The 19,015-nt window shown below is 68.0% G+C and carries 17 protein-coding genes; 6 read left to right on the top strand and 11 right to left on the bottom strand.

What is annotated here, in order from left to right; genetic code table 11:
- Nucleotides 1–554: class II aldolase/adducin family protein (locus ACMUOO_RS11980; RefSeq protein WP_413855349.1), on the top strand; the 554-nt coding region annotated here is incomplete at its 5' end.
- Nucleotides 555–602: 48 nt separating this feature from the next.
- Here ACMUOO_RS11980 and ACMUOO_RS11975 read toward each other — a convergent pair.
- The gene (locus ACMUOO_RS11975; RefSeq protein WP_301918904.1) at nucleotides 603–1,439 is read right to left on the bottom strand and encodes an alkaline phosphatase family protein; all 837 of its coding nucleotides are present in this window, start codon (nucleotides 1,437–1,439) and stop codon (nucleotides 603–605) included.
- A gap of 147 nt (nucleotides 1,440–1,586) precedes the next feature.
- Between ACMUOO_RS11975 and betC the strand changes: the two genes are divergently transcribed.
- Nucleotides 1,587–3,095 carry a choline-sulfatase gene (betC, locus tag ACMUOO_RS11970; protein ID WP_301918903.1) on the top strand — a complete coding sequence of 503 codons (1,509 nt, stop codon included), beginning with the start codon at nucleotides 1,587–1,589 and terminating at the stop codon, nucleotides 3,093–3,095.
- A gap of 114 nt (nucleotides 3,096–3,209) precedes the next feature.
- On the opposite strand, the gene ACMUOO_RS11965 is transcribed toward betC, so the two are convergent.
- The 6 genes from ACMUOO_RS11965 to ACMUOO_RS11940 all read right to left on the bottom strand — a co-directional run bounded on the left by ACMUOO_RS11965 (nucleotide 3,210) and on the right by ACMUOO_RS11940 (nucleotide 10,401).
- Nucleotides 3,210–4,007 carry a carnitinyl-CoA dehydratase gene (locus ACMUOO_RS11965; protein WP_301918902.1) on the bottom strand — a complete coding sequence of 266 codons (798 nt, stop codon included), beginning with the start codon at nucleotides 4,005–4,007 and terminating at the stop codon, nucleotides 3,210–3,212.
- A complete protein-coding gene (locus ACMUOO_RS11960; RefSeq protein ID WP_301918901.1) occupies nucleotides 4,004–6,004 on the bottom strand; it encodes an acetate--CoA ligase family protein in 2,001 nt (666 codons plus the stop codon). The genes ACMUOO_RS11965 and ACMUOO_RS11960 overlap by 4 nt, the downstream gene beginning before the upstream one ends.
- 11 nt (nucleotides 6,005–6,015) lie before the next feature.
- Entirely contained in the window at nucleotides 6,016–7,179 is a 1,164-nt protein-coding gene (locus tag ACMUOO_RS11955) for an acyl-CoA dehydrogenase family protein (protein ID WP_301918900.1), read from the bottom strand.
- Nucleotides 7,180–7,182: 3 nt separating this feature from the next.
- Nucleotides 7,183–7,944, bottom strand: coding sequence for an SDR family oxidoreductase (locus ACMUOO_RS11950; RefSeq protein ID WP_301918899.1), 762 nt, complete (start codon nucleotides 7,942–7,944; stop codon nucleotides 7,183–7,185).
- Complete coding sequence (locus tag ACMUOO_RS11945; protein ID WP_301918898.1) at nucleotides 7,941–9,404, bottom strand: carnitine 3-dehydrogenase; 1,464 nt, start codon at nucleotides 9,402–9,404, stop codon at nucleotides 7,941–7,943. The genes ACMUOO_RS11950 and ACMUOO_RS11945 overlap by 4 nt, the downstream gene beginning before the upstream one ends.
- An 82-nt stretch (nucleotides 9,405–9,486) precedes the next feature.
- Entirely contained in the window at nucleotides 9,487–10,401 is a 915-nt protein-coding gene (locus ACMUOO_RS11940; protein WP_301918897.1) for a 3-keto-5-aminohexanoate cleavage protein, read from the bottom strand.
- Nucleotides 10,402–10,730: 329 nt separating this feature from the next.
- On the opposite strand from ACMUOO_RS11940, the gene ACMUOO_RS11935 reads away from it, so the two are divergent.
- Nucleotides 10,731–11,720 carry a glycosyltransferase family 2 protein gene (locus tag ACMUOO_RS11935; RefSeq protein WP_301918896.1) on the top strand — a complete coding sequence of 330 codons (990 nt, stop codon included), beginning with the start codon at nucleotides 10,731–10,733 and terminating at the stop codon, nucleotides 11,718–11,720.
- Entirely contained in the window at nucleotides 11,717–13,786 is a 2,070-nt protein-coding gene (locus ACMUOO_RS11930; RefSeq protein WP_301918895.1) for a glycosyltransferase family 39 protein, read from the top strand. The genes ACMUOO_RS11935 and ACMUOO_RS11930 overlap by 4 nt, the downstream gene beginning before the upstream one ends.
- A gap of 10 nt (nucleotides 13,787–13,796) precedes the next feature.
- Here ACMUOO_RS11930 and ACMUOO_RS11925 read toward each other — a convergent pair whose 3' ends face one another.
- The 4 genes from ACMUOO_RS11925 to rfbF are packed head-to-tail and all read right to left on the bottom strand — an operon-like array spanning nucleotide 13,797 to nucleotide 17,120.
- Nucleotides 13,797–14,210 (bottom strand): GtrA family protein, encoded by a 414-nt coding sequence (locus ACMUOO_RS11925; protein ID WP_301918894.1) that lies wholly within the window; start codon nucleotides 14,208–14,210, stop codon nucleotides 13,797–13,799.
- Nucleotides 14,207–15,076: an NAD-dependent epimerase/dehydratase family protein gene (locus ACMUOO_RS11920; protein WP_301918893.1), complete on the bottom strand. Its 870-nt coding sequence runs from the start codon at nucleotides 15,074–15,076 to the stop codon at nucleotides 14,207–14,209. Before ACMUOO_RS11920 ends, ACMUOO_RS11925 begins: the two co-directional genes overlap by 4 nt.
- The gene (locus ACMUOO_RS11915; RefSeq protein ID WP_301918892.1) at nucleotides 15,073–16,308 is read right to left on the bottom strand and encodes a class I SAM-dependent methyltransferase; all 1,236 of its coding nucleotides are present in this window, start codon (nucleotides 16,306–16,308) and stop codon (nucleotides 15,073–15,075) included. Before ACMUOO_RS11915 ends, ACMUOO_RS11920 begins: the two co-directional genes overlap by 4 nt.
- 41 nt (nucleotides 16,309–16,349) lie before the next feature.
- The gene (rfbF, locus tag ACMUOO_RS11910) at nucleotides 16,350–17,120 is read right to left on the bottom strand and encodes a glucose-1-phosphate cytidylyltransferase (protein WP_301918891.1); all 771 of its coding nucleotides are present in this window, start codon (nucleotides 17,118–17,120) and stop codon (nucleotides 16,350–16,352) included.
- Nucleotides 17,121–17,347: 227 nt separating this feature from the next.
- Between rfbF and ACMUOO_RS11905 the strand changes: the two genes are divergently transcribed.
- A complete protein-coding gene (locus tag ACMUOO_RS11905) occupies nucleotides 17,348–18,385 on the top strand; it encodes an NAD-dependent epimerase/dehydratase family protein (RefSeq protein WP_301918890.1) in 1,038 nt (345 codons plus the stop codon).
- A gap of 314 nt (nucleotides 18,386–18,699) precedes the next feature.
- A partial coding sequence (locus ACMUOO_RS11900) for a hypothetical protein (RefSeq protein ID WP_413855343.1) occupies nucleotides 18,700–19,015 on the top strand: 316 nt, incomplete at its 3' end.

Here is a 19,015-nt window from a genome sequence, read left to right as displayed (position 1 = left end):
TTCTTCTCGACGCCAACGACCCCGCGACGCTCGACCGGCCCGACGCGCCCGATCCGACAGCCTGGGGCCTGCACGGCGCGATCCATCGGGCCTGCCCGCATGCGCGCTGCGTCATGCATGTCCATTCTATCCATGCCACCGTGCTTGCCTGCCTCGCCGACAGCCGCCTGCCGGCGGTCGACCAGAACAGCGCGATGTTCCATGGCCGCCATGTCGTCGACGCCAGCTACGGCGGCATGGCCTTCGAGGAGGAAGGCGCCCGCTGTGCCGCGCTTCTGCGCAACCCGAAGGTGCGCACCATGATCATGGGCAACCACGGTGTTCTGGTGATCGGCGAGACCGTGGCCGAGACCTTCAACCGGCTCTACTACTTCGAGCGTGCCGCCGAGACCTACGTCCGCGCCCTCCAGACCGGACAGCCGCTGCGGGTCCTCTCCGACGAGATCGCCGAGAAGACCGCGCAGGAGTGGGAGGCCTATCCCGACCTCGCCGGCCGCTTCCTGAGCGAAATCCGGGCGATGCTCGACGCCGAGGGCGCCGACTACACCGACTGAGACCGGCCGGCCATGCCCCGGCGCAGCGGCACCGGGCGCGACTGCCCGTCAGGTCAGGAAGGGTCGCGCCGCCATGGTCGCGGGGACAGGCACGCCGAGCCGCCCGAGGATCGTCGGGGCAAGCGCAAGCTGGTCGAGGACGGTGTCTTCCGCAGGCCCGCGGCCCGGCCCGAAATAGTAGAGCGCGAAGTCCCGCTGGTCGTCCCCCGTCCCGCCGTGGTGGCCGCGCATCGACTGACCGTGGTCGGCCGTCACGATCACCTCGTAACCCGCCCGGCGCCACCGCGGGATGAACGGCGCGAGCTGCGCGTCAAGCAGGAAACAGGCCTTGTCCATCTGGATCGCGTCATGGCCGAAACGATGGCCCATGCTGTCGAGCGTGCAGCTGTGGAGCATGCCGTAATCGATCCCGTGCCGCTCGCAGAGCATCGTGAGCGTGGCGAAGAGATCGGCATCGCAGGGGGTCATCTGGTTGTCGTGGCCATAGCCCGTCATCGTGTGGAACCTTCCGTGATGGATCGGCCCCCGATCCGGTTCGTCGTATTCCATGTCCCGGACGGGATCGAAGGGATGCCGGTTGAAGAATGACGACCAGAAGGAATGTGCGACCGCCCCGGTGCGTCTGCCCGCCTTCGCCACTTCGGAGAAGACATCGGGCGCGGCCGCCCGGAAGATCGTGTCGTTCCCGCTGACGCCATGGACCTGCGGGCTGAGCCCGGTGTGGATCGACGCATAGCAGGAGGCAGAGGTCGAGGGCAGCACCGACCGCATCTTCCAGACCCGCGCTTCCCCGCTCGCCACCCAGCCTTCGAGATTGCCGAAAAGACGCCGCCAGTTGCCGTGGGGCACCCCGTCGATGATGATGAGAAGAAGCCTGCCGTTCATGTCCGCCCTCCGCCTGGCCGATGCCATCATGCATCGCGCGCCGGCCGGGGCCATGCCGCTCGCGTCACGCCGAGGTCGCGGAGCGGCAAGACGGGACCTCTGCCTGCCGCCAGTGTCGCACCGAAACGAACCCGGAAGGAAATGTCGATGAGCCGCCCGAACATCCTGATCCTCATGGTCGATCAGCTGAACGGGACGCTTTTTCCCGACGGGCCGGCCGACTGGCTCCATGCGCCGGCGCTGAAGGCGCTCGCCGCCCGCTCCGTCCGGTTCCGCAACGCCTATACCGCCTCGCCGCTCTGCGCGCCGGGGCGTGCCTCGTTCATGACTGGCCAGCTCCCCTCGCGCACCGGCGTCTACGACAACGCGGCCGAGTTCCGCTCCGACATCCCGACCTTCGCCCATCACCTGCGCCGGGCGGGCTACCAGACCTGCCTCTCGGGCAAGATGCATTTCGTCGGCCCCGACCAGCTGCACGGCTTCGAGAGCCGGCTGACGACCGACATCTACCCCGCCGACTTCGGTTGGACCCCCGACTACCGCAGGCCGGGCGAGCGGATCGACTGGTGGTATCACAACATGGGCTCGGTCACCGGCGCCGGCGTGGCCGAGATCACCAACCAGATGGAATACGACGACGAGGTCGCGTTCAACGCCGTGCAGAAGATCTACGACCTCGCACGGGGCGCCGACTCCCGGCCCTGGTGCCTGACCGTCAGCTTCACCCACCCGCACGATCCCTTCGTCGCGCGGCGGAAGTTCTGGGACCTTTACGAGGACTGCGAACACCTCCTGCCCGAGGTGCCGGCGATGCCCTACGAGGACCACGATCCCCATGCGCGGCGCATCTTCGACGCCAACGACTGGCGGAGCTACGACATCACCGAGGACCATGTCCGCCGCGCTCGCCGCGCGTACTTCGCGAACATTTCCTATATCGACGACAAGATTTCGCAGATTCTGGAAACGCTGGAAGCCACGCGGCAGGAGGCGGTCGTCGTCTTCGTCTCCGACCACGGCGACATGCTGGGCGAGCGCGGTCTCTGGTACAAGATGAACTTCTACGAGGGCTCGTCCCGCGTGCCGCTGATGATCGCCGCGCCCGGTCTCACGCCGGGACGCATCGACGCCCCGGTCTCCACCCTCGACGTCACCCCCACGCTCTGCGACCTCGCCGGCGTCTCGCTCTCAGAGGTGCTGCCCTGGACCGATGGCGAAAGTCTCGTGCCGCTCGCCGGAGGCGCGGCGCGCACCGCACCGGTGCTCATGGAATACGCGGCCGAGGCATCCTCTGCCCCGCTCGTCTCGCTCCGTGAGGGCCGCTGGAAACTGAACCGCTGCGCGCTCGACCCCGACCAGCTCTTCGACCTCGACGCCGACCCGCAGGAACGCAGCAACCTCGCCGCCGACCCGGCCCATGCGGCGACCCTCGCCGCGCTCAAGGCGATGTCGGAAGCCCGCTGGGATCTCGACCGCTTCGACGCCGAGGTCCGCGCAAGCCAGGCCCGGCGCTGGGTCGTCTACGAGGCGCTGCGGAACGGAAGCTACTTTCCCTGGGACTACCAGCCCCTGCGCGACGCCTCCGAACGCTACATGCGCAACCACATGGACCTGAACGTTCTCGAAACCTCCAAGCGGTTCCCACGCGCAGAGTGAGGGAGCCTCCGGCGGGAGTATTTCTTGCCACAATGAATGCCCGCCCGCTTCACCCGGTCCGGGATATCCGCGGGCCGAACTGGCGGCGAGGCCAGGCGGCGGCGGAAACCCCCCTCAGCGCCCCTTCCAGACGGGATCGCGTTTTTCCGCGAAGGCGCGCGCCCCCTCCAGCTGGTCCTCGGAAGAATAGAGCCGGTCCACTGTCGCCATCTGCCGCTTGGTGATCCGGTTCAGCGCGTCCTGGAACCGCATGTTCTCGGCCTCGCGCACCACTTCCTTGATCGCCGCGTAGACCAGCGGCGGGCCGCTCTCGAGCATCCGTGCGAGGTCCCAGGCCTTCGCCAGGAGATCGGCCGGCGCCGTGATCTCCTTCAGAAGCCCCCAGCGCAGCGCCTCCTCCGCGTCGAACCACCGGCCTGTGAGCAGGAGGTCCATGGCAACGTGATAGGGCATGCGCTTCGGCAGCTTGATCGAGGCGGCATCGGCCACGGTGCCGGACCGGATTTCGGGAAGCGCGAAGGTCGCGTTGCCGGAGGCGAGAATCAGGTCGCAGGACAGCGCAAGCTCCAGCCCGCCGCCACAGCAGATGCCATTGACCGCGGCGATCACCGGCTTGTTGAGGTTCGGCAGTTCCTGAAGGCCCCCGAAGCCGCCCACCCCGTAGTCGCCATCGACCGCGTCGCCCTCCGCGGCCGCCTTAAGGTCCCATCCGGGGCAGAAGAACTTCTCGCCCTCCGCACGCAGGATCGCCACCCGGAGCCCGTCGTCGTCGCGGAAGTCGCGGAAGACGAGCCCCATGATCCGGCTCGTGGCGAGGTCGATGGCGTTGGCCTTCGGCCGGTCGAGCGTCACCTCGAGGATGCCGCCCTCGACCCGCGTCCGGACCGGGCCCGTCTCGCGCATCTTCATCATGCTACCGCCTCCCGTATCAATGCATCCACTGCAATCGCCCCCGCCTCTAGGACAAGGACCGGATTGATCTCGATTTCCTCCAGCTCCGGCCGCGCCGCCAGAAGCCGGCCAAGCGCCAGGGCCATCGCCGCGACCGCGCCGGTATCCGCCTTCGGCCGGCCGCGGTATCCGTCGAGTAGCGGCCAGAGCCTGAGGCGCCGCATGGCCCCGAGGACCTCCGCCTCAGTTACCGGCCAGACCAGCGTAACCGTATCGGACAGGACCTCTGCCGTCACGCCGCCGAGCCCGAGCGTGAGCGTGACGCCATAGACCGCGTCGCGGCGCAGGCCGACGAGAACCTCTGCCACCGTCCCGGTCACCATCTCCTCCAGAAGGTAGCCGACAGCGCCCGGAATTTCGGATTGCCCGTCAAGCGATTCCAGACCGATCCTCACGGCCCCGGCCTCGGTCTTGTGGGCAAAGCCGAGCCCCTTCAGGACGAAGGGCGCGGCAAGGTCCGCCGCGCCTGTCTTCAGTGCGGAGAGCGTCGGCGCTCGGACCGATCGCGGGACGGCGACACCCGCCGCCTTCAGGAGCGCCTTGCCCTCGGCCTCGTCGAGCGTCCGGGTCGTGCGCGACCCGAGTGCCGGCACCGGCCGCCAGCCCGGCTGCCCCGGTGCGGTCTGCGCCGCCTTCAGCGCGCCGAGCGACGTCTCCAGCCCCATGAGCGGGGCAACCCCGCCGGCGATCATGCCGATGGCCCGATCCTCGTCGAAGTTCTCCGGCAGCGAGGCGACCGGGAAGGCAGGCCGGCCCGTCGCCGCCTGGGCCGCGACGATGGCGTCGAGCGCGGGCTGGAACGAAGTCGGGTCGCAGCGGTCCGGCCGCGGCGGATCGATCACGAAGATGCCGGCGTCATAGCCCTGAAGCATCGTCGTGAAGACATCCGTCGTGCGCGGCCCGTCGCCCCAGATGAAGGTGTGATAGTCCAGGGGGTTGGCGATCGCCACGATCGGCCCGAGAATTTCGCCGAGCCGCTGCCGCTGCGCCTCTGTCGGCGGCGGGAACGAAAGCCCGAAGGGTGCCGCGAGATCGGAGACGAGCCCCGCCTCCCCGCCCGAACAGGAAAGCGAGCAGAGACGGTTGCCGATCCGGGGGCCATGGGTGTGGAATATCTTTAGTGTTTCAAGGAGTTCCGACAGCGTGTTCACCTCGGCGATGCCGGCTTGCCGAAGAAAGGCCGACGATGCCGCGCCGCCGCCCGCCAGCGCCGCGGTGTGCGAGGCCGCGGCATCCCGCGCCGCCTCGGTCTTGCCCGACTTGACGCAGACGATCCCCTTGCCCGCCGCCCGCGCCGTCTCGGCGAGGGACGCGAGCGCCGGAGCGTCGTCGATCCCCTCGACATACATGCCGAGCGCCGTCACCCGCTCGTCGGCCAGAAGCGCCCCCGCGAGTTCGGCCAGCCCGATCTGAGCGGCATTGCCGAGACAGGCCACATAGGCCACCGGCAGCCCGCGCGCCTGCATGGTGAGGTTGATCACGATGTTGGAGGACTGGCTGAGGAGCGCCACCCCCCGCTCCACCCGCCGCCCGCCGTGCTGGTCGGGCCAGAGGAGCGCACCGTCGAGATAGTTGATGACGCCGTAGCAGTTCGGCCCGAGGACCGGCATCGCGCCCGCCGCCCTGACGAGCCGGTCCTGCAGTTCCGGTGCGCCGGCCTCGGTCCAGCCCGAGGCGAAGCAGATCGCGCCGCCGGCGCCCATCGCGGAAAGCGCACCCACGACCTCGAGCGTTGCATGGCGGTTGACGCCGATGAAGGTCGCATCCGGCGCCCCCGGCAGATCGTCGAGGTTCGGCCAGGCCTTCAGCCCGCCGATCGCAGGCTTCGTCGGATGCACCGGCCAGACCGGCCCGGCAAACCCCATCTTGCGGCACTGAGCGATGACGTTTTCGGCCCAGACCGATCCCATCACGGCGATGGATCGCGGGCGGAGAAGACGGGAGAGGTCGCGTTTCATGGCTGCCCCCGTCAGCCGCCGTAGGGCCTGAGAAGCTCCCGGCTGATGATGTGGCGCTGGATCTCCGAGGTGCCCTCCCAGATCCGCTCCACGCGGGCGTCGCGCCAGATCCGCTCCAGCGGAAGCTCGTCCATCAATCCCATCCCGCCGTGGATCTGGATCGCCTCGTCGGCGATCATCGCCAGAACCTCGGTCGCCTTGAGCTTGGCCATCGACATGTCGGCCTCGGTCACCGTGCCCTGATCGAACTTCCACCCCGCCTCGCGCGTCAACAGTTCGGCCGCCTTAAGCTCCATCGCCATGTCCGCGAGCTTGAAGGAAATTCCCTGGAATTTCCCGATCTTCTGGCCGAACTGTTCGCGCTCCGCGGCATAGGCGACGGCATGGGCGAGCGCGCGTTCCGCCCGGCCGAGACAGGTGGAGGCGACCTGCAGCCGGGTAGCGCCAAGCCAGGTGTTGGCGACCTCGAAGCCCTTGTGGACTTCGCCGAGGATCTGAGATTTCGGCAGGCGGCACTCGTCGAACTCCAGCACCGCGTTGGTGTAGCCGCGATGACTCACGTTGCGATAGCCATCGCGCACCGTGAACCCCCTGGTGCCCTTGTCGACGAAGAAGGCGGTGATCCGCTTCTTGGCGCCGCGCGGCGTCGCCTCCTCGCCCGTCGCCATGAAGACGATGGCGAAATCGGCGATGTCGGCGTGCGAGATGAAGTGCTTGGTGCCGTTCAGGACGAAGTCGCCGCCGTCCTCCCGTGCCGTGGCCTTCATGCCGCGCAGGTCGGATCCTGCGCCAGGTTCCGTCATCGCGAGGCAGTCCCATTTTTCGCCGCGGATGCAGGGATATAGATAGCGTTCCTTCTGTTCTTCCGTCCCGGCGAGGAGGATGTTCGAGGGCCGCGCGACGCAGGTCCAGTGGAGCGCGTAATTGGCCTTGCCGAGTTCCTTCTCGTAGAGGAGCCAGGTCAGCGTATCCAGCCCGGCGCCGCCCACCTCCTCCGGCATGTTGGCAGCATAAAGACCGGCCGCCAAGGCCTTGGCCTGCAATTCCTCTATCAGGTCCATCCGGAGGTGGCCGCTGCGTTCCACCTCGGCTTCGTGCGGGTAAAGCTCGGTCTCGACGAAGGCGCGCGTCGTCTCGACGATCATCCGCTGTTCGTCGCTCAGTCCGAAATCCATGTCTCACACCCTGGGGTCGGGATTGATGGTGAAGCCGTCGACCGTGATCACCTGGCCGCTGACCATGCGGGCGGCGTCCGAGGCGAGGAAGACGGCCATGCTGGCGATATCCTCCGGATCGACCAGGCGGCCGAGCGCGGTGCCAGCGGCATAGCCGTCGCGGACCTGCTCGTAGGTCATGCCCTTCGCGGCCGCTTCCGCCTCGAACACGCGGTCGATACGGGACCCAGTCACGGAGCCCGGGGCGATGGCGTTGGCACGGATGCCGAAGGGGCCGAGTTCCATCGCCACCGTCTTCATCAGGCCGATGACCGCCCACTTCGCCGCGGCATAGGGGGCGCGGTAGGGAAAGCCGTAGAGACCCGCCGTCGAGGAGGTGAAGAGGATCACGCCCGAGCGCTGCGCCTTCATGAAGGGCGCGGCATGCTTCGCGGCCAGCATGGCGCCGTCGAGATTTACGGCAAGGCAGTCGCGCCATTCGACCATCGGCATTTCGTCGATGGCAGCGGTCGGCCCCTTGATTCCGGCATTGGCGCAGAGGACATCAATTTCGCCCCATATCTCCTTAACTTCATTGAAGAACGCCGCCATCTGCCGTTCGTCCGCGACGTCAACATTCGAGGCACGGATACCGGGGGAAACTGATGCGAGCGCAGCCTCGTCCACATCGGTGACCCAGACTTCCGCGCCGGCGGCGGCAAAGGTGCGGGCCATCACCTGACCGATGCCCGCCGCGCCCGCCGTGATGACGACCCGCTGGCTCATGTCTTGCGCTGCCCGACGTGCCGTCCCGCGGCCTCGGGACGCGGCAGGGCCTTGTGAGCCTCGGCGATCAGGGCGAGCCGGGCCAGCACGTCTGGCGCCGCAGGGCAGGTCCGGCCTGCCTTCATGTCCACGTGCAGGAGCATCTGCTCGAGCGTCGCCACCACTTCCTCCCCGCGCAGGATGCGGATGAAGCCGTGGATGCGCTTGTCGTCCGAGGAGAGCACCTGGAAAGTGCCGGTTAGCCGGTCGCCCAGTTTCGCCTCGCCGAGGTGCATGATGTGGGTCTCGGCGGTGTAGTAGCTGTGGCCCCCCGCGACATAGTCCATGTCGGCACCGATCAACCTGAGGAACGCATCGGAGGTCTCTGATGCGGCGTAAAGATATCGGCTCTCCGTCATATGGCCGTTGTAGTCGATCCAGCCCGGCAGGACCTGCATCCGTGCCGTCACCAGGGGCGCACCCTCGCCGGCCTTGCCCGCGTCGTGGAAGGCGGCACGGCGGCGCCTGTCATGATCGAGGAGCACCCTGCCAGCGCCCCAGTCGCGCTCCTTCAGGGCGCGCAGGAAGCCGATCAGGTTCCGGTCGCGGATGCGTTCGAGTTCCCGGATCGTGTAGGCCCCCGACTGGGCGTCGGACTGGCCGGCGATCAGATCGACGAGTTCGTCGTTGAACTCGGGGACGTCCATGAGCTTGGTCCAGGGCCATTTCAGCGCCGGGCCGAACTGGGCCATGAAATGCTTCATGCCGGCCTCTCCGCCCGCCACCCGGTAGGTCTCGAAGAGGCCCATCTGGCCCCAGCGCAAGCCGAACCCCATGCGGATCGCCTCGTCGATCTCCTCGGTCGTGGCGACGCCGTCCTTCACGAGCCAGAGCGCCTCGCGCCAGACGGCCTCGAGGAAGCGGTCGGCGATGTGGGCGTCGATTTCCTTCCTTACATGCAACGGGAACATACCGATTTCGCGCAGGATTTCCTTTGCGGCTTCAATGATCTGCGTGTCTGACTTCGCACTCGGCACGATCTCGGCGAGAGGCAGGAGGTAGACCGGGTTGAAGGGATGGGCGACGAAGATCGTCGACGGGTCGGCGGCGCCCTCCTGCAACTCCGAGGGCTTGAAGCCGGACGTGGAGGAGCCGATGGGTGTGCCGTGGCTCGCCTGCTGGATCTGTGCGAAGACGCGGTGCTTGAGGTCGAGGCGCTCTGAGACGGATTCCTGAATGTAATCCGTGCCTTCGACTGCATCTGTGATGCTGGGGGCGAAGCTCAGACGCCCCTCGGGCGGCATCGGCACGTCGGAAAGCGCGGGCAGCGCCGCGCGCGCGTTGGCCAGAACCTCGCCGATCTTGCGCTCGGCCTCCGGGTCGGGGTCGAAGACCGAAACGTCCCAGCCGTTCAGGAGGAACCGCGCGGCCCAGCCGCCGCCGATGACCCCGCCCCCGATGATCGCCGCCTTGCGCGCCATGCGCATTCTCCCTTCCATCCCGCGTACGTCGGTTTCGTGTCGTTCCTCGGTCGGCTTTCTGTTCCGACACGTGTCCCGACGCTCACCGCGCCATCGGCGCCCGCTTGGTCAGCCCGAGCTTCGCCCGCACCTCCTCGGGCCCGATCACCCGCGCGCCCATGGTCTCGATGATCGTCACCGCGCGTTCGACCAGCTGGGCGTTCGTCGCAAGCTGTCCCTTGCCGAGCCAGAGATTGTCCTCGAGCCCGACCCGCACGTTGCCGCCGGCCAGCACGGCGGCCGCGACATAGGCCATCTGGTTGCGCCCGAGCGCGAAGGCCGAGAAGGTCCAGTCGTCGGGCACGTTGTTGACCATCGCCATGAAGGTGTTGAGGTCGTCCGGTGCACCCCAGGGCACGCCCATGCAGAGCTGGACGAGGGCGGGGCCGGTAAGCACGCCTTCCTTCACCAGTTCCTTGGCGAACCAGAGATGCCCGGTGTCGAAGGCCTCGATCTCGGGCTTCACGCCGAGCGCGGTCATCATCGACCCCATGGCACGCAGCATCCCGGGCGTGTTGGTCATCACGTAGTCGGCCTCGGCGAAGTTCATCGTGCCGCAGTCGAGCGTGCAGATCTCGGGCAGGCATTCGGCGACATGGACCATGCGTTCGGAGGCGCCGATCATGTCGGTACCGGCGACAGGCGGCAGCGGTCGTTCTGTCGGACCGAAGATGATGTCGCCGCCCATGCCTGCGGTCAGGTTCAGGACCACGTCGGTGGCGGAATCGCGAATTCGCTCCGTGACTTCGCGGTAATACTTCGGGTCGCGAGAGGGCTTGCCCGTCTCGGGGTCGCGGACATGGCAGTGGACGATCGCGGCCCCGGCCTTCGCCGCCGCGATGGCGCTTTCGGCGATCTGGGCCGGCGAGCGGGGGACATGCGGGCTGCGATCCTGCGTCGCGCCCGAGCCGGTCACGGCACAGGTGATGAAGACCTCGCGGTTCATGGCAAGCGGCATCGGCATCCTCCCTTTTGTCCGTGACTATACATCCAGCCGGGGCTCCTGATTGACCTTTTCCGAAAACTTCTTGCCTTTTTGCGAAGGAGCGGTGTGCTGCCATGTGTCGTGACCCCGCCGGAGCCCAACGCGCAGCGTGTCCGCACCCCTGCCACAATCCGCGGGTTTTCGACGGATTTCCCATGAAACGCAGGGCACTGTCGCGCAAGCGCCCGGAAATTCGCTATGCGCCTCCTCGACTTGCGTTAAGCTGCCACGAAGGCGAGTCGTCGGCGCGATGGCGTCGCGTCACCCATTGTGCGATTGTGCCTGGACTGGATTTGAGCACCATGAAGAAGATCACCGTCGTCTCGCCCTGCTTCAACGAGGAAGACAACGTCGAGACCTGCTACGAGACGGTAAAGGCAATCTTCGAACGCGATCTTCCCGGCTACGCGCGCGAGCACATCTTCGTCGACAACGCCTCGCAAGACCGCACGGTGGAAATCCTGCGCGGAATCGCCGCGAAGGACCCGAGCGTCAAGGTCGTCGTCAACGCACGCAACTTCGGCGTCTACCGTTCCACCTTCAACGGGCTCAGGCACTCCACCGGCGACGCGACGCTCTGCATGCTGCCCGTCGACCTTCAGGACCCGCCGGAGCATATTCCGGAGTTCGTGAAACTCTGGGAATCGGGCTACGACGTGGTGGCGGGCGCACGGTCCACGCGCGAGGAGGGCTTTGTCCTGCGCTCGGCGCGCAAGGCCTTCTACCGGATCGTCAACTGGCTTTCGGATTTCGAGCTTTCGCCCGACGTGGGCGAGTTCCAGCTCATCGACCGCAAGGTGCTGGACGCGGTGCTGAGCCATAACGACCACTACCCCTACATCCGCGGCATCATCGCCTCGGTCGGGTTCAAGAAGGTCATCATCCCCTATACCTGGAAGGCGCGGAAGCGCGGGGTATCGAAGCACAACCTGATGATGCTGATCGACCAGGCGCTGAACGCGATCTTCGCCTTCACCAAGGCGCCGATGCGGTTCTGCACCTTCGTGGGCTTCGGCATCGCGATCTTCTCCATCCTCTTCTCGGTCTTCTCCGTCTTCGCCTGGTTCCTCGGCATCGGCGACGCGCCCAGGGGGACGACCACGATCATCGTCGCGCTGTTCTTCCTCTCGGGCGTGCAGCTTCTCTTCATCGGGATGCTCGGCGAATACATCACCGCCATCCACAACCAGGTGCGCGGAGGACCGACGGTGATCGAGAAGGAACTTATCAACATCCCCGCGCAAGGGCGCGCATCGGGCCGCGTGACGCCCCTGTCCGCCCACAAGGCATGACCCCTTCCCCGACCCGACCCGCCGGCCTTCCGGGGCTCGCGCTTGCCGCGGCGGGATGCGTTGTTCTCGTCGCGGTCCCGGTCCTGCCCGGCGCGGTCGCCCAGGTCGACCGCTGGGCGCTGGGGGTCGTCGGCCTCGCGCTCTTCGTGGCGGGACAGTCGCTCCGGCGCGGTGCCGGCACCTTCGCGCTTCTGGCCGCGCTCTTCCTCGGCGGCGGGGCGGCGCAGCTCTACCTGACCGAGACCCCGCTGTTCCCGACGCTCCGGCTGCGCCCGCAGGACGCGCGCGACTGGATCGCGGTCTGCGTGATCATGGCGGAGGTCGCGGCGGCGCTCACGGTGCTTGTCCGGCTCGGGACCGGGCGTCTCCTGGCGGCGGCCACGCGGCGGCTCGGCTGGGGCCGCATCGCGATCTTCGTCGTGCTGACGACGCTCTTCGCCTCGCCGATCCTGAATTACGTCGGCCGGGGCGCGGGGGCGGCCTACGTCGCACACATCCTTGCCGGCGGCGCGCTGGCGGCCCTGCACCTTGTCGTGCTGATTGCAATGGCGATGGTCCCGAGCCCGGTGAGCGGGCACTACCGGCTTTCACCCGTCGCCCCCGCAGTCTTCACCGTCGTCGTGAGCCTCGCCCTTGGCGCCGTTGCCTTCCAGCACCTTCCGCATGTCGATGAGGAGGTCGCCTATCTCTTCCAGGCGCGGACCTTCGCCGCCGGGGCGCTGTCGGTGCCTGCGCCCCCGGAGGCGGCCCTGCCGGGGCTCGCCTACGACCTTCAGGATTTCCGCGACGGGCGCTGGTTCGCCGTGACACAACCCGGCTGGCCGCTCGTGCTGGCCCCCTTTGCCGCGCTCGGGGTGCCGTGGCTCCTCAACCCGATCCTCGCCGGGCTCTCGGTGCTTCTCGCCTATGCGATAGCGATCCGGCGGCTCGGCCGCGACCAGGCGGACCTCGTTGCCCTGATGATGGCCTCGTCGCCCTGGCTTCTCGCCGCGGCGGCCTCGCTCATGCCGCACACGCTGACGCTGGCGCTTCTGCTCTTCGCCTGGTGGATGGTGCAGCGCGCCGAGGGAAGCGACCGCGCCGGCCGGCAGCTCTTCCTCGCCGGTCTGGCGGTGGGCTGGATCTTCCTGACCCGCCCCCTCGACGGTCTGGTGATGGGCGCGCTGACGGCCTTCTGGGTCTTCGCGGGTCCGCGCGGCACGCTGACGCGGGCGGCGGTCTTCGCGGCGGGCTCGGTCGTGGCGGGCGCGCTCCTCCTCTTCCACAACCTCGCCCTGACCGGGAACGCGCTGCGGCGCGCGCTGACCGACTATCTCGACCGCCACTGGGGTCCGGGCGCGAACGCCTTCGGCTTCGGGCCGGAAATCGGGCAGCCGGGCGGCCAGGGCGGACTCGACCTCTGGCCGGGGCACGGGCCGGCAGAGGCCGCGGTGAACACCGTCAACATGACCGCGAGCCTGCAGTTCGAGCTTCTCGGCTGGTCGATCGGCTCGCTCGCGCTGCTCTACGCTTTCTTCCTTTGGCAGGGCGCGAAGCGGACCTTCGACTGGGTGATGGTGGCGGTCGCGGCGACCATCATCGGGGTGACCGCGTTCTACTGGTTCGCCGACAGCTATTATGTCGGGCCGCGCGACTGGTTCCTCGCGGCCTTCCCGCTGCTCTACCTCTCCGCGCGCGGCTATGACGCGATGCGGGCGCGGTTTCCGGGCGCGGAGGGCGACAGCAACATCGGCATCGACTCGATCCTCGCGCTGTCCTGCCTCTTCGGGCTTCTGATCTTCACGCCCTGGCGGGGTGTGGTGAAGTACCACGAATACGGCAATATCCATGCGACCTACCGCGCGGCGCTCGCGTCCGGCGCGTTCGGCAATGCGATCGTTCTGGTGACGGCGAGCGGCGACGAGGGCGCGGCACTTATTCTGAACGATCCGCGGTTCCCGCCGGACCGGCCGATCTTCCTGATCGACCGGGGCGATCTGGACGAGGCGGCGCTGAAGGCCGCCTTCCCGGGGCGTGAGATCGTCCGCTATGACGCCGGCTGGCGCGCGACCGACCCGCGCGGCTGATCGTCCGGCGTCACCCCCGCCCCCCGCGGAACGGAAGCCGTCCGGTGAGGACCACGGAGACGAGGACGAAAGCCACCATCGCCATCGGCAGCACCAGAAGCGCCTGCGCCCAGAGGTCGGACAGGCCCGCGGCGATGGTCGCGGCGAGCGCCCAGCGATTGAGGAAGAAGAGCGCGACATAGGCCCCGACATAGGCCGGCAGACGGGAAAGCCCGCGCGTGCCGAAGACGATGCGGCCATGCGTGCCGAAGTTCCAGAGGACACCGATCACGTAGGACAGCGCCAGCGCCCATTGCCAGGGCAGGCCAGCGACCCTGAGGAGCGCGGCATAGACGGCAAAGCCGAAGACGGTGTTGAGGACCCCGACGAAGAGGAACTTCACGAAGCGCCAGAGATCGGGGCGGGAGCGCAGCGCGAGGATCATGCCGGTATCCCCTCGGCCGCAAGCACGGCGCGGATGCCGCTTTCCATGTCGAGGACCGAACGGAAGCCGGTTTCGCGCTCAAGCCGCGTCACGTCTGCCTCGATCAGAGCCGGGTCGGAGGCTGGCCTCGGCCGCGCGCCGAGGCGGATCAGCCCCTCGCCACCCATCGCGCGGGCAAGCGAAAGGATCATCTCGCGCACCGGAACGGCGCGGCCGGAACCGACGTTCACCGGCCCTTCGGCATTCGAGACGAGAAGCGAGACAAGCGCCCGGCCGATGTCCGCCGTGTGGAGGAAGTCGCGCCGCTGGAGCCCGTCGGTGCAGGCGACCTCGCGGCCCGCCGCAAGGCCCCTCAGGATATCGCCGAAAAGCCGCCCCTCCGGTTCACCCGGACCATAGGCGAAGAATACCCGCGCCCAGGCGAGCGAGACGCCGAGCGCGGGCGCGCCGGCCACCGCGGCGATGCCGGTCGCGGCCTTGGCGGCGCCGTAGAGCGTGGCAGGGCGGAGCGGCGCGTCCTCTGCCAGATGCCCCGCCCCGGTCCAGTCGTATTCGGCGCAAGACCCCGCCATGACCGCCCGCCGCCCGCCCGCCGCCTTGAAGGCGGTGAGGAGCCGCAGGCTCGCCCCGACCCAGGCGAGGTTCTCCGGCGAGGACCAGCGGTCCTTCGTGCCGTCGGCCCAGGCGAGGTGGATCAGGTGATCCGCCCCCGCCCGCGCCACGACCCCTTCGGGATCGGCCAGCAGGTCGTCCCCCTGCCCGCGCGAGACCGCGACAACGGTGAAGCCCCGCTCCTCCAGCGGCCGGACGCAGTGGCGACCGATGAGACCGGTGGCCCCGGTCAGGAGGACGCGGCGCGCGGTCATGCGGTGACCATGATCGAGGGCACGGCTGTCACAAAGCGGGTGCCGCCTGCGCGAAGGTCGCCAAGCTGGCGGATCACCTCTGCCTTGAGGTTCCAGGGCAGGATCAGCACGAAGTCGGGCTGCCGCTTCCGCAACTCCTCCACGTCGAAGACCGGGATGCGGCTGCCGGGCAGGAGCGTGTTCTGCTTGGCAGGGTTGCGGTCCACGCAGAAGTCGATCAGCGTCGGTCCGATCCCGCAGTAGTTGAGCAGCGTGTTGCCCTTCGCCGCCGCGCCGTAGGCCGCCACGTGCTTGCCCTGCGCCCTGGCGTTGTTAAGGAAGCTCAGGAGCCCGTCGCGCACCGCCTCCACCTTCTCGGAGAAGCCCGCGTAGCCCTCCGGCCGGTCGAGCCGCGCGGTCTTCTCGTCCGCGCGCACCTTGGAAAGGCCGGGGCCGTCGCCGTGCGAGGCGCCCGTCCGGCAGGCGAAGACACGCAAGGAACCGCCGTGGGTCGGCAGCTCCTCGACATCGAAGACGCGCAGGCCCTTGGTCGCGAAGATCCGCTCCACCGCCAGGAGCGAGAGGTAGGAATAGTGTTCGTGGTAGATCGTGTCGAACTGCACCTCCTCGATGAGCCGGAGGAGGTGCGGGAACTCGACCGTGTAGACGGCGTCCCCGGTCAGGAGCGCCGCCACGCCGGCGACGAAGTCGTTGATGTCCGGCACATGCGCTAGCACGTTGGCCGAACAGATGAGATCGGGCCGCCTGCCCTCGTCATGAAGCCGCCGCGCGACCCTTTCGCCGAAGAATTCGACGAGCGTCGGCACGCCGATCTTCTCTGCCGCGGCCGCGACCGAGCCCGAGGGCTCTATCCCGAGGACGGGTATGCCCTTGGCCGCGAAGTTCTTCAGAAGATAGCCGTCGTTCGACGCGATCTCGATCACGAGGCTTTCGCGTCCGAGGTGCAGCCTGTCGGCCATCGCGTCGGCATAGGCGCGGGCATGGGCGAGCCAGCTGTCCGAGAAGGAGGAGAAATAGGCATAGCTCTCGTTGAAGATACTGGCCGGCGGCACGTCCTCGTCCACCTGGACGAGCCAGCAGGATTCGCAGACCCGCACGTGAAGCGGGTATTTCGGCTCCGGCTCGCCTGCCTTGCCCATGGGCACATAGGAATTCGCCACGGCCGAGAGGCCGAGGTCGACAAGCGTCATCGGCATTTCCGCGCCGCAATGCCGGCATCTGGGGTAACTCATCACTCACTGGTCTCCTGATCGTCGTAGGTGGGCCCGGCGTTCTACCAGATCTTCCAGGGCGCCGTGCCGGTCGCCCAATGCGCTTCGAGTTCCTGGCGCTCGCGGATCGTGTCCATCGGCTGCCAGAAGCCCCTGTGTTCGTAGGCCATGAGTTCGCCGTCGCGGGCAAGCCCCATGAGCGGCGCGCGTTCCCAGATGGTCGCGTCGTCCTCCAGGTATTTCTCGACCTTCGGCGACAGGACGAAATAGCCGCCGTTGATGAGCCCGCCGTCGCCTGCAGGCTTTTCCGAGAATTCGCGCACCTGCGACGCCGCGATGTCGAGCCGGCCGAAACGCGCGGCCGGCGGCACCGCGGTCACCGTCGCCATGCGCCCATGCGCCTTGTGGAAGGCGGCGAGCCGCGTCACGTCGATGTCGCCCACGCCGTCGCCATAGGTCATGCAGAACGCCTCCTCGGCCCTGAGATAGGGCATCACGCGGCGGAGGCGTCCGCCAGTCATGCTTTCCTGACCCGTATCGATCAGCGTCACGCGCCAGGGCTCGGCCTGGTTGTTGATGATTTCCGTCGTGCCCTGCCTGAGGTCGAAGGTCACGTCGGCGCCGTGCAGGTAGTAGTTGGCAAAGTATTCCTTGATCACATAGCCCTTGTAGCCGCAGCAGACGATGAAGTCGTTGATGCCGTGGGCCGCGTAGATCTTCATGATGTGCCAGAGGATCGGCCGGCCGCCGATCTCCACCATCGGTTTCGGGATGCGGACGGTTTCCTCGGCGAGTCTCGTGCCGAGACCGCCGGCGAGAAGGACGCATTTCATTGGTGACACTCCTTGATGCAGTCCGGGCAGGACGCGACGCCGCCGGGCCGTGCAGGCACGGTCCGCGACCGGAAGAGGTTCACGCCCGCACCGCTGCGGGGTAGCAGAAGCCCCGCGCCTTCGCTACAGATGCGGGCCGGGGCAGACGACCGCCCCCGCACGCCCGTGTCACCGCCCCGCGGGGGACGCACCGGGTTCGCGGGGCGCGACATTTCGGAAGGACGCGCATGACCATGAAGATCCTGCTTATCGGCCATCGCGGCTACGTCGGCCCGGTCGCCGCCCGCCACCTGACCCGCAGCCTTCCGGGCGCCGAGGTCCACGGCATCGACGCCAACTGGTTTCAGGGCTCCGAGGCGGCCCCCTTCCCGGACGCGCTCTTCGCGAGCCAGCGCCGGGCCGATGTGCGCGACCTGACTGAGGCCGATTTCCGCGGCTTCGACGCGGTGGTGGCGCTGGCCGCGGTGTCGAACGACCCGATCGGCAAGGAGTTCGAGGACGCGACCGCCGACATCAACTCGGCCGCCGTCCTGAAGGCCGCGGCCGCGGCGAAGGCCGCCGGGGTGAAGCGCTTCGTCTTCGCCTCGTCCTGTTCGATGTACGGCGCGGGCTCCGACAGCTTCCGCAAGGAGACCGACACGCTCAACCCGCTGACCGCCTATGCGCGGTCCAAGGTGGCGACGGAAGAAGGGCTGAGGGCCCTTGCCGGCGATGGCTTCATGGTGACCTCCCTGCGCTTCGCCACCGCCTGCGGCGCGAGCCCGATGCTGAGGCTCGACCTCGTGCTGAACGATTTCGTCGCCACCGCACTGAGGACCGGCAGGATCGAGGTGCTCTCCGACGGCTCGCCCTGGCGGCCGCTGATCCATGTCGAGGACATGGCCCGTGCGATCGAGTGGGCGCTCGTCCGCGCGGGCGCGGACCTCGTCGAGGTGAACGTCGGCAGCCAGGCGTGGACCTGGCAGGTGGGCCAGCTCGCCAGGGACGTGGCCGGCCTGCTCGGCGGTGTCGCTGTCGAGATCAACACCAATGCCGCCCCCGACAAGCGCAGCTACCGCGTTGATTTCTCGCGGTTCGCGGAACTGGCTCCCGACCACCAGCCGACGAAGGACTTCCACGAGGCGGTGCGGGAACTGGCCGATCTCGTGCGCGGCATGGATTTCGCCGGGACAACGGTGCGCGAAAGCCGCTTCATCCGGCTCAACATCTTGCGCGGTCATGTCGCGGGCGGGCGGCTCGACAGCGCGCTGCGCTGGACGGCGTGAGCCGCGGCGCCCGGCTGCCGCGGCAGGAAACTCGCGCCTCCGCCTCTCCGCCGGCCTGTGGCCGGTGCCCGCCAGACGGGCATGTCCCGTTGCCAATTCCATTCGTCAAAGACCCTTTTGCCGCCCTCCGGACGACTGAAGCCGCTGTCGATGTATCCGTCCGGGCGGCCTACCGCCAAAGGCGAATCAACCGCCATCGTCTTGAATTCTCTAGCACAGCCGCGCGAAACCCGCCTGCAATGCCGCTATGCTCGCTATGGCCGGGATGCTACTGTCGGCCCCGATGGGAGAATTGACGGCGATCGGGGGCTTTGGTGCAAAGACTGCTGTTTGCGAAGATTGAGGTCTGGGTCGTCCTTCTCGTTGGCATCCTCGGCCTTCTCGGGCTTGTCGGCTTCGGCGCGGCGGTGCTGGACGGCGAACGCGAGACCGCAAGGTTCGGGCCGGTCGGCCCGGCGGCGCTGGCGGTGGCGGAAATCCCCGACACGGTAAAGGCCTTGCTTGAGGAAGACATGCTGATGGCGGGGTTCTTTCCCCGCCGCTTTGCCGACAGGCCCACCGGCTGGACCTTCGGCGACGGCCCTCGGCCCGAAGGCTACGTCCTCATGTCGCGCTACGATGGGGACCGCG

Origin of the sequence: Albidovulum sp. (assembly GCF_041919395.1) — a bacterium.
Lineage (GTDB): Bacteria > Pseudomonadota > Alphaproteobacteria > Rhodobacterales > Rhodobacteraceae > Albidovulum.
Note: the sequence above shows the minus strand (reverse complement) of the source record. Positions and strands in the feature narration are given on the sequence as shown.

Excerpts from the sequence above, each read along its gene's own strand:
- ACMUOO_RS11975 (WP_301918904.1), bottom strand. The coding sequence starts at position 1,439 with ATGAACGGCAGGCTTCTTCTCATCATCATCGACGGGGTGCCCCACGGC.
- betC (WP_301918903.1), top strand. The coding sequence starts at position 1,587 with ATGAGCCGCCCGAACATCCTGATCCTCATGGTCGATCAGCTGAACGGG.
- ACMUOO_RS11965 (WP_301918902.1), bottom strand. The coding sequence starts at position 4,007 with ATGATGAAGATGCGCGAGACGGGCCCGGTCCGGACGCGGGTCGAGGGC.
- ACMUOO_RS11960 (WP_301918901.1), bottom strand. The coding sequence starts at position 6,004 with ATGAAACGCGACCTCTCCCGTCTTCTCCGCCCGCGATCCATCGCCGTG.
- ACMUOO_RS11955 (WP_301918900.1), bottom strand. The coding sequence starts at position 7,179 with ATGGATTTCGGACTGAGCGACGAACAGCGGATGATCGTCGAGACGACG.
- ACMUOO_RS11950 (WP_301918899.1), bottom strand. The coding sequence starts at position 7,944 with ATGAGCCAGCGGGTCGTCATCACGGCGGGCGCGGCGGGCATCGGTCAG.
- ACMUOO_RS11945 (WP_301918898.1), bottom strand. The coding sequence starts at position 9,404 with ATGGCGCGCAAGGCGGCGATCATCGGGGGCGGGGTCATCGGCGGCGGC.
- ACMUOO_RS11940 (WP_301918897.1), bottom strand. The coding sequence starts at position 10,401 with ATGCCGCTTGCCATGAACCGCGAGGTCTTCATCACCTGTGCCGTGACC.
- ACMUOO_RS11935 (WP_301918896.1), top strand. The coding sequence starts at position 10,731 with ATGAAGAAGATCACCGTCGTCTCGCCCTGCTTCAACGAGGAAGACAAC.
- ACMUOO_RS11930 (WP_301918895.1), top strand. The coding sequence starts at position 11,717 with ATGACCCCTTCCCCGACCCGACCCGCCGGCCTTCCGGGGCTCGCGCTT.
- ACMUOO_RS11925 (WP_301918894.1), bottom strand. The coding sequence starts at position 14,210 with ATGATCCTCGCGCTGCGCTCCCGCCCCGATCTCTGGCGCTTCGTGAAG.
- ACMUOO_RS11920 (WP_301918893.1), bottom strand. The coding sequence starts at position 15,076 with ATGACCGCGCGCCGCGTCCTCCTGACCGGGGCCACCGGTCTCATCGGT.
- ACMUOO_RS11915 (WP_301918892.1), bottom strand. The coding sequence starts at position 16,308 with ATGAGTTACCCCAGATGCCGGCATTGCGGCGCGGAAATGCCGATGACG.
- rfbF (WP_301918891.1), bottom strand. The coding sequence starts at position 17,120 with ATGAAATGCGTCCTTCTCGCCGGCGGTCTCGGCACGAGACTCGCCGAG.
- ACMUOO_RS11905 (WP_301918890.1), top strand. The coding sequence starts at position 17,348 with ATGACCATGAAGATCCTGCTTATCGGCCATCGCGGCTACGTCGGCCCG.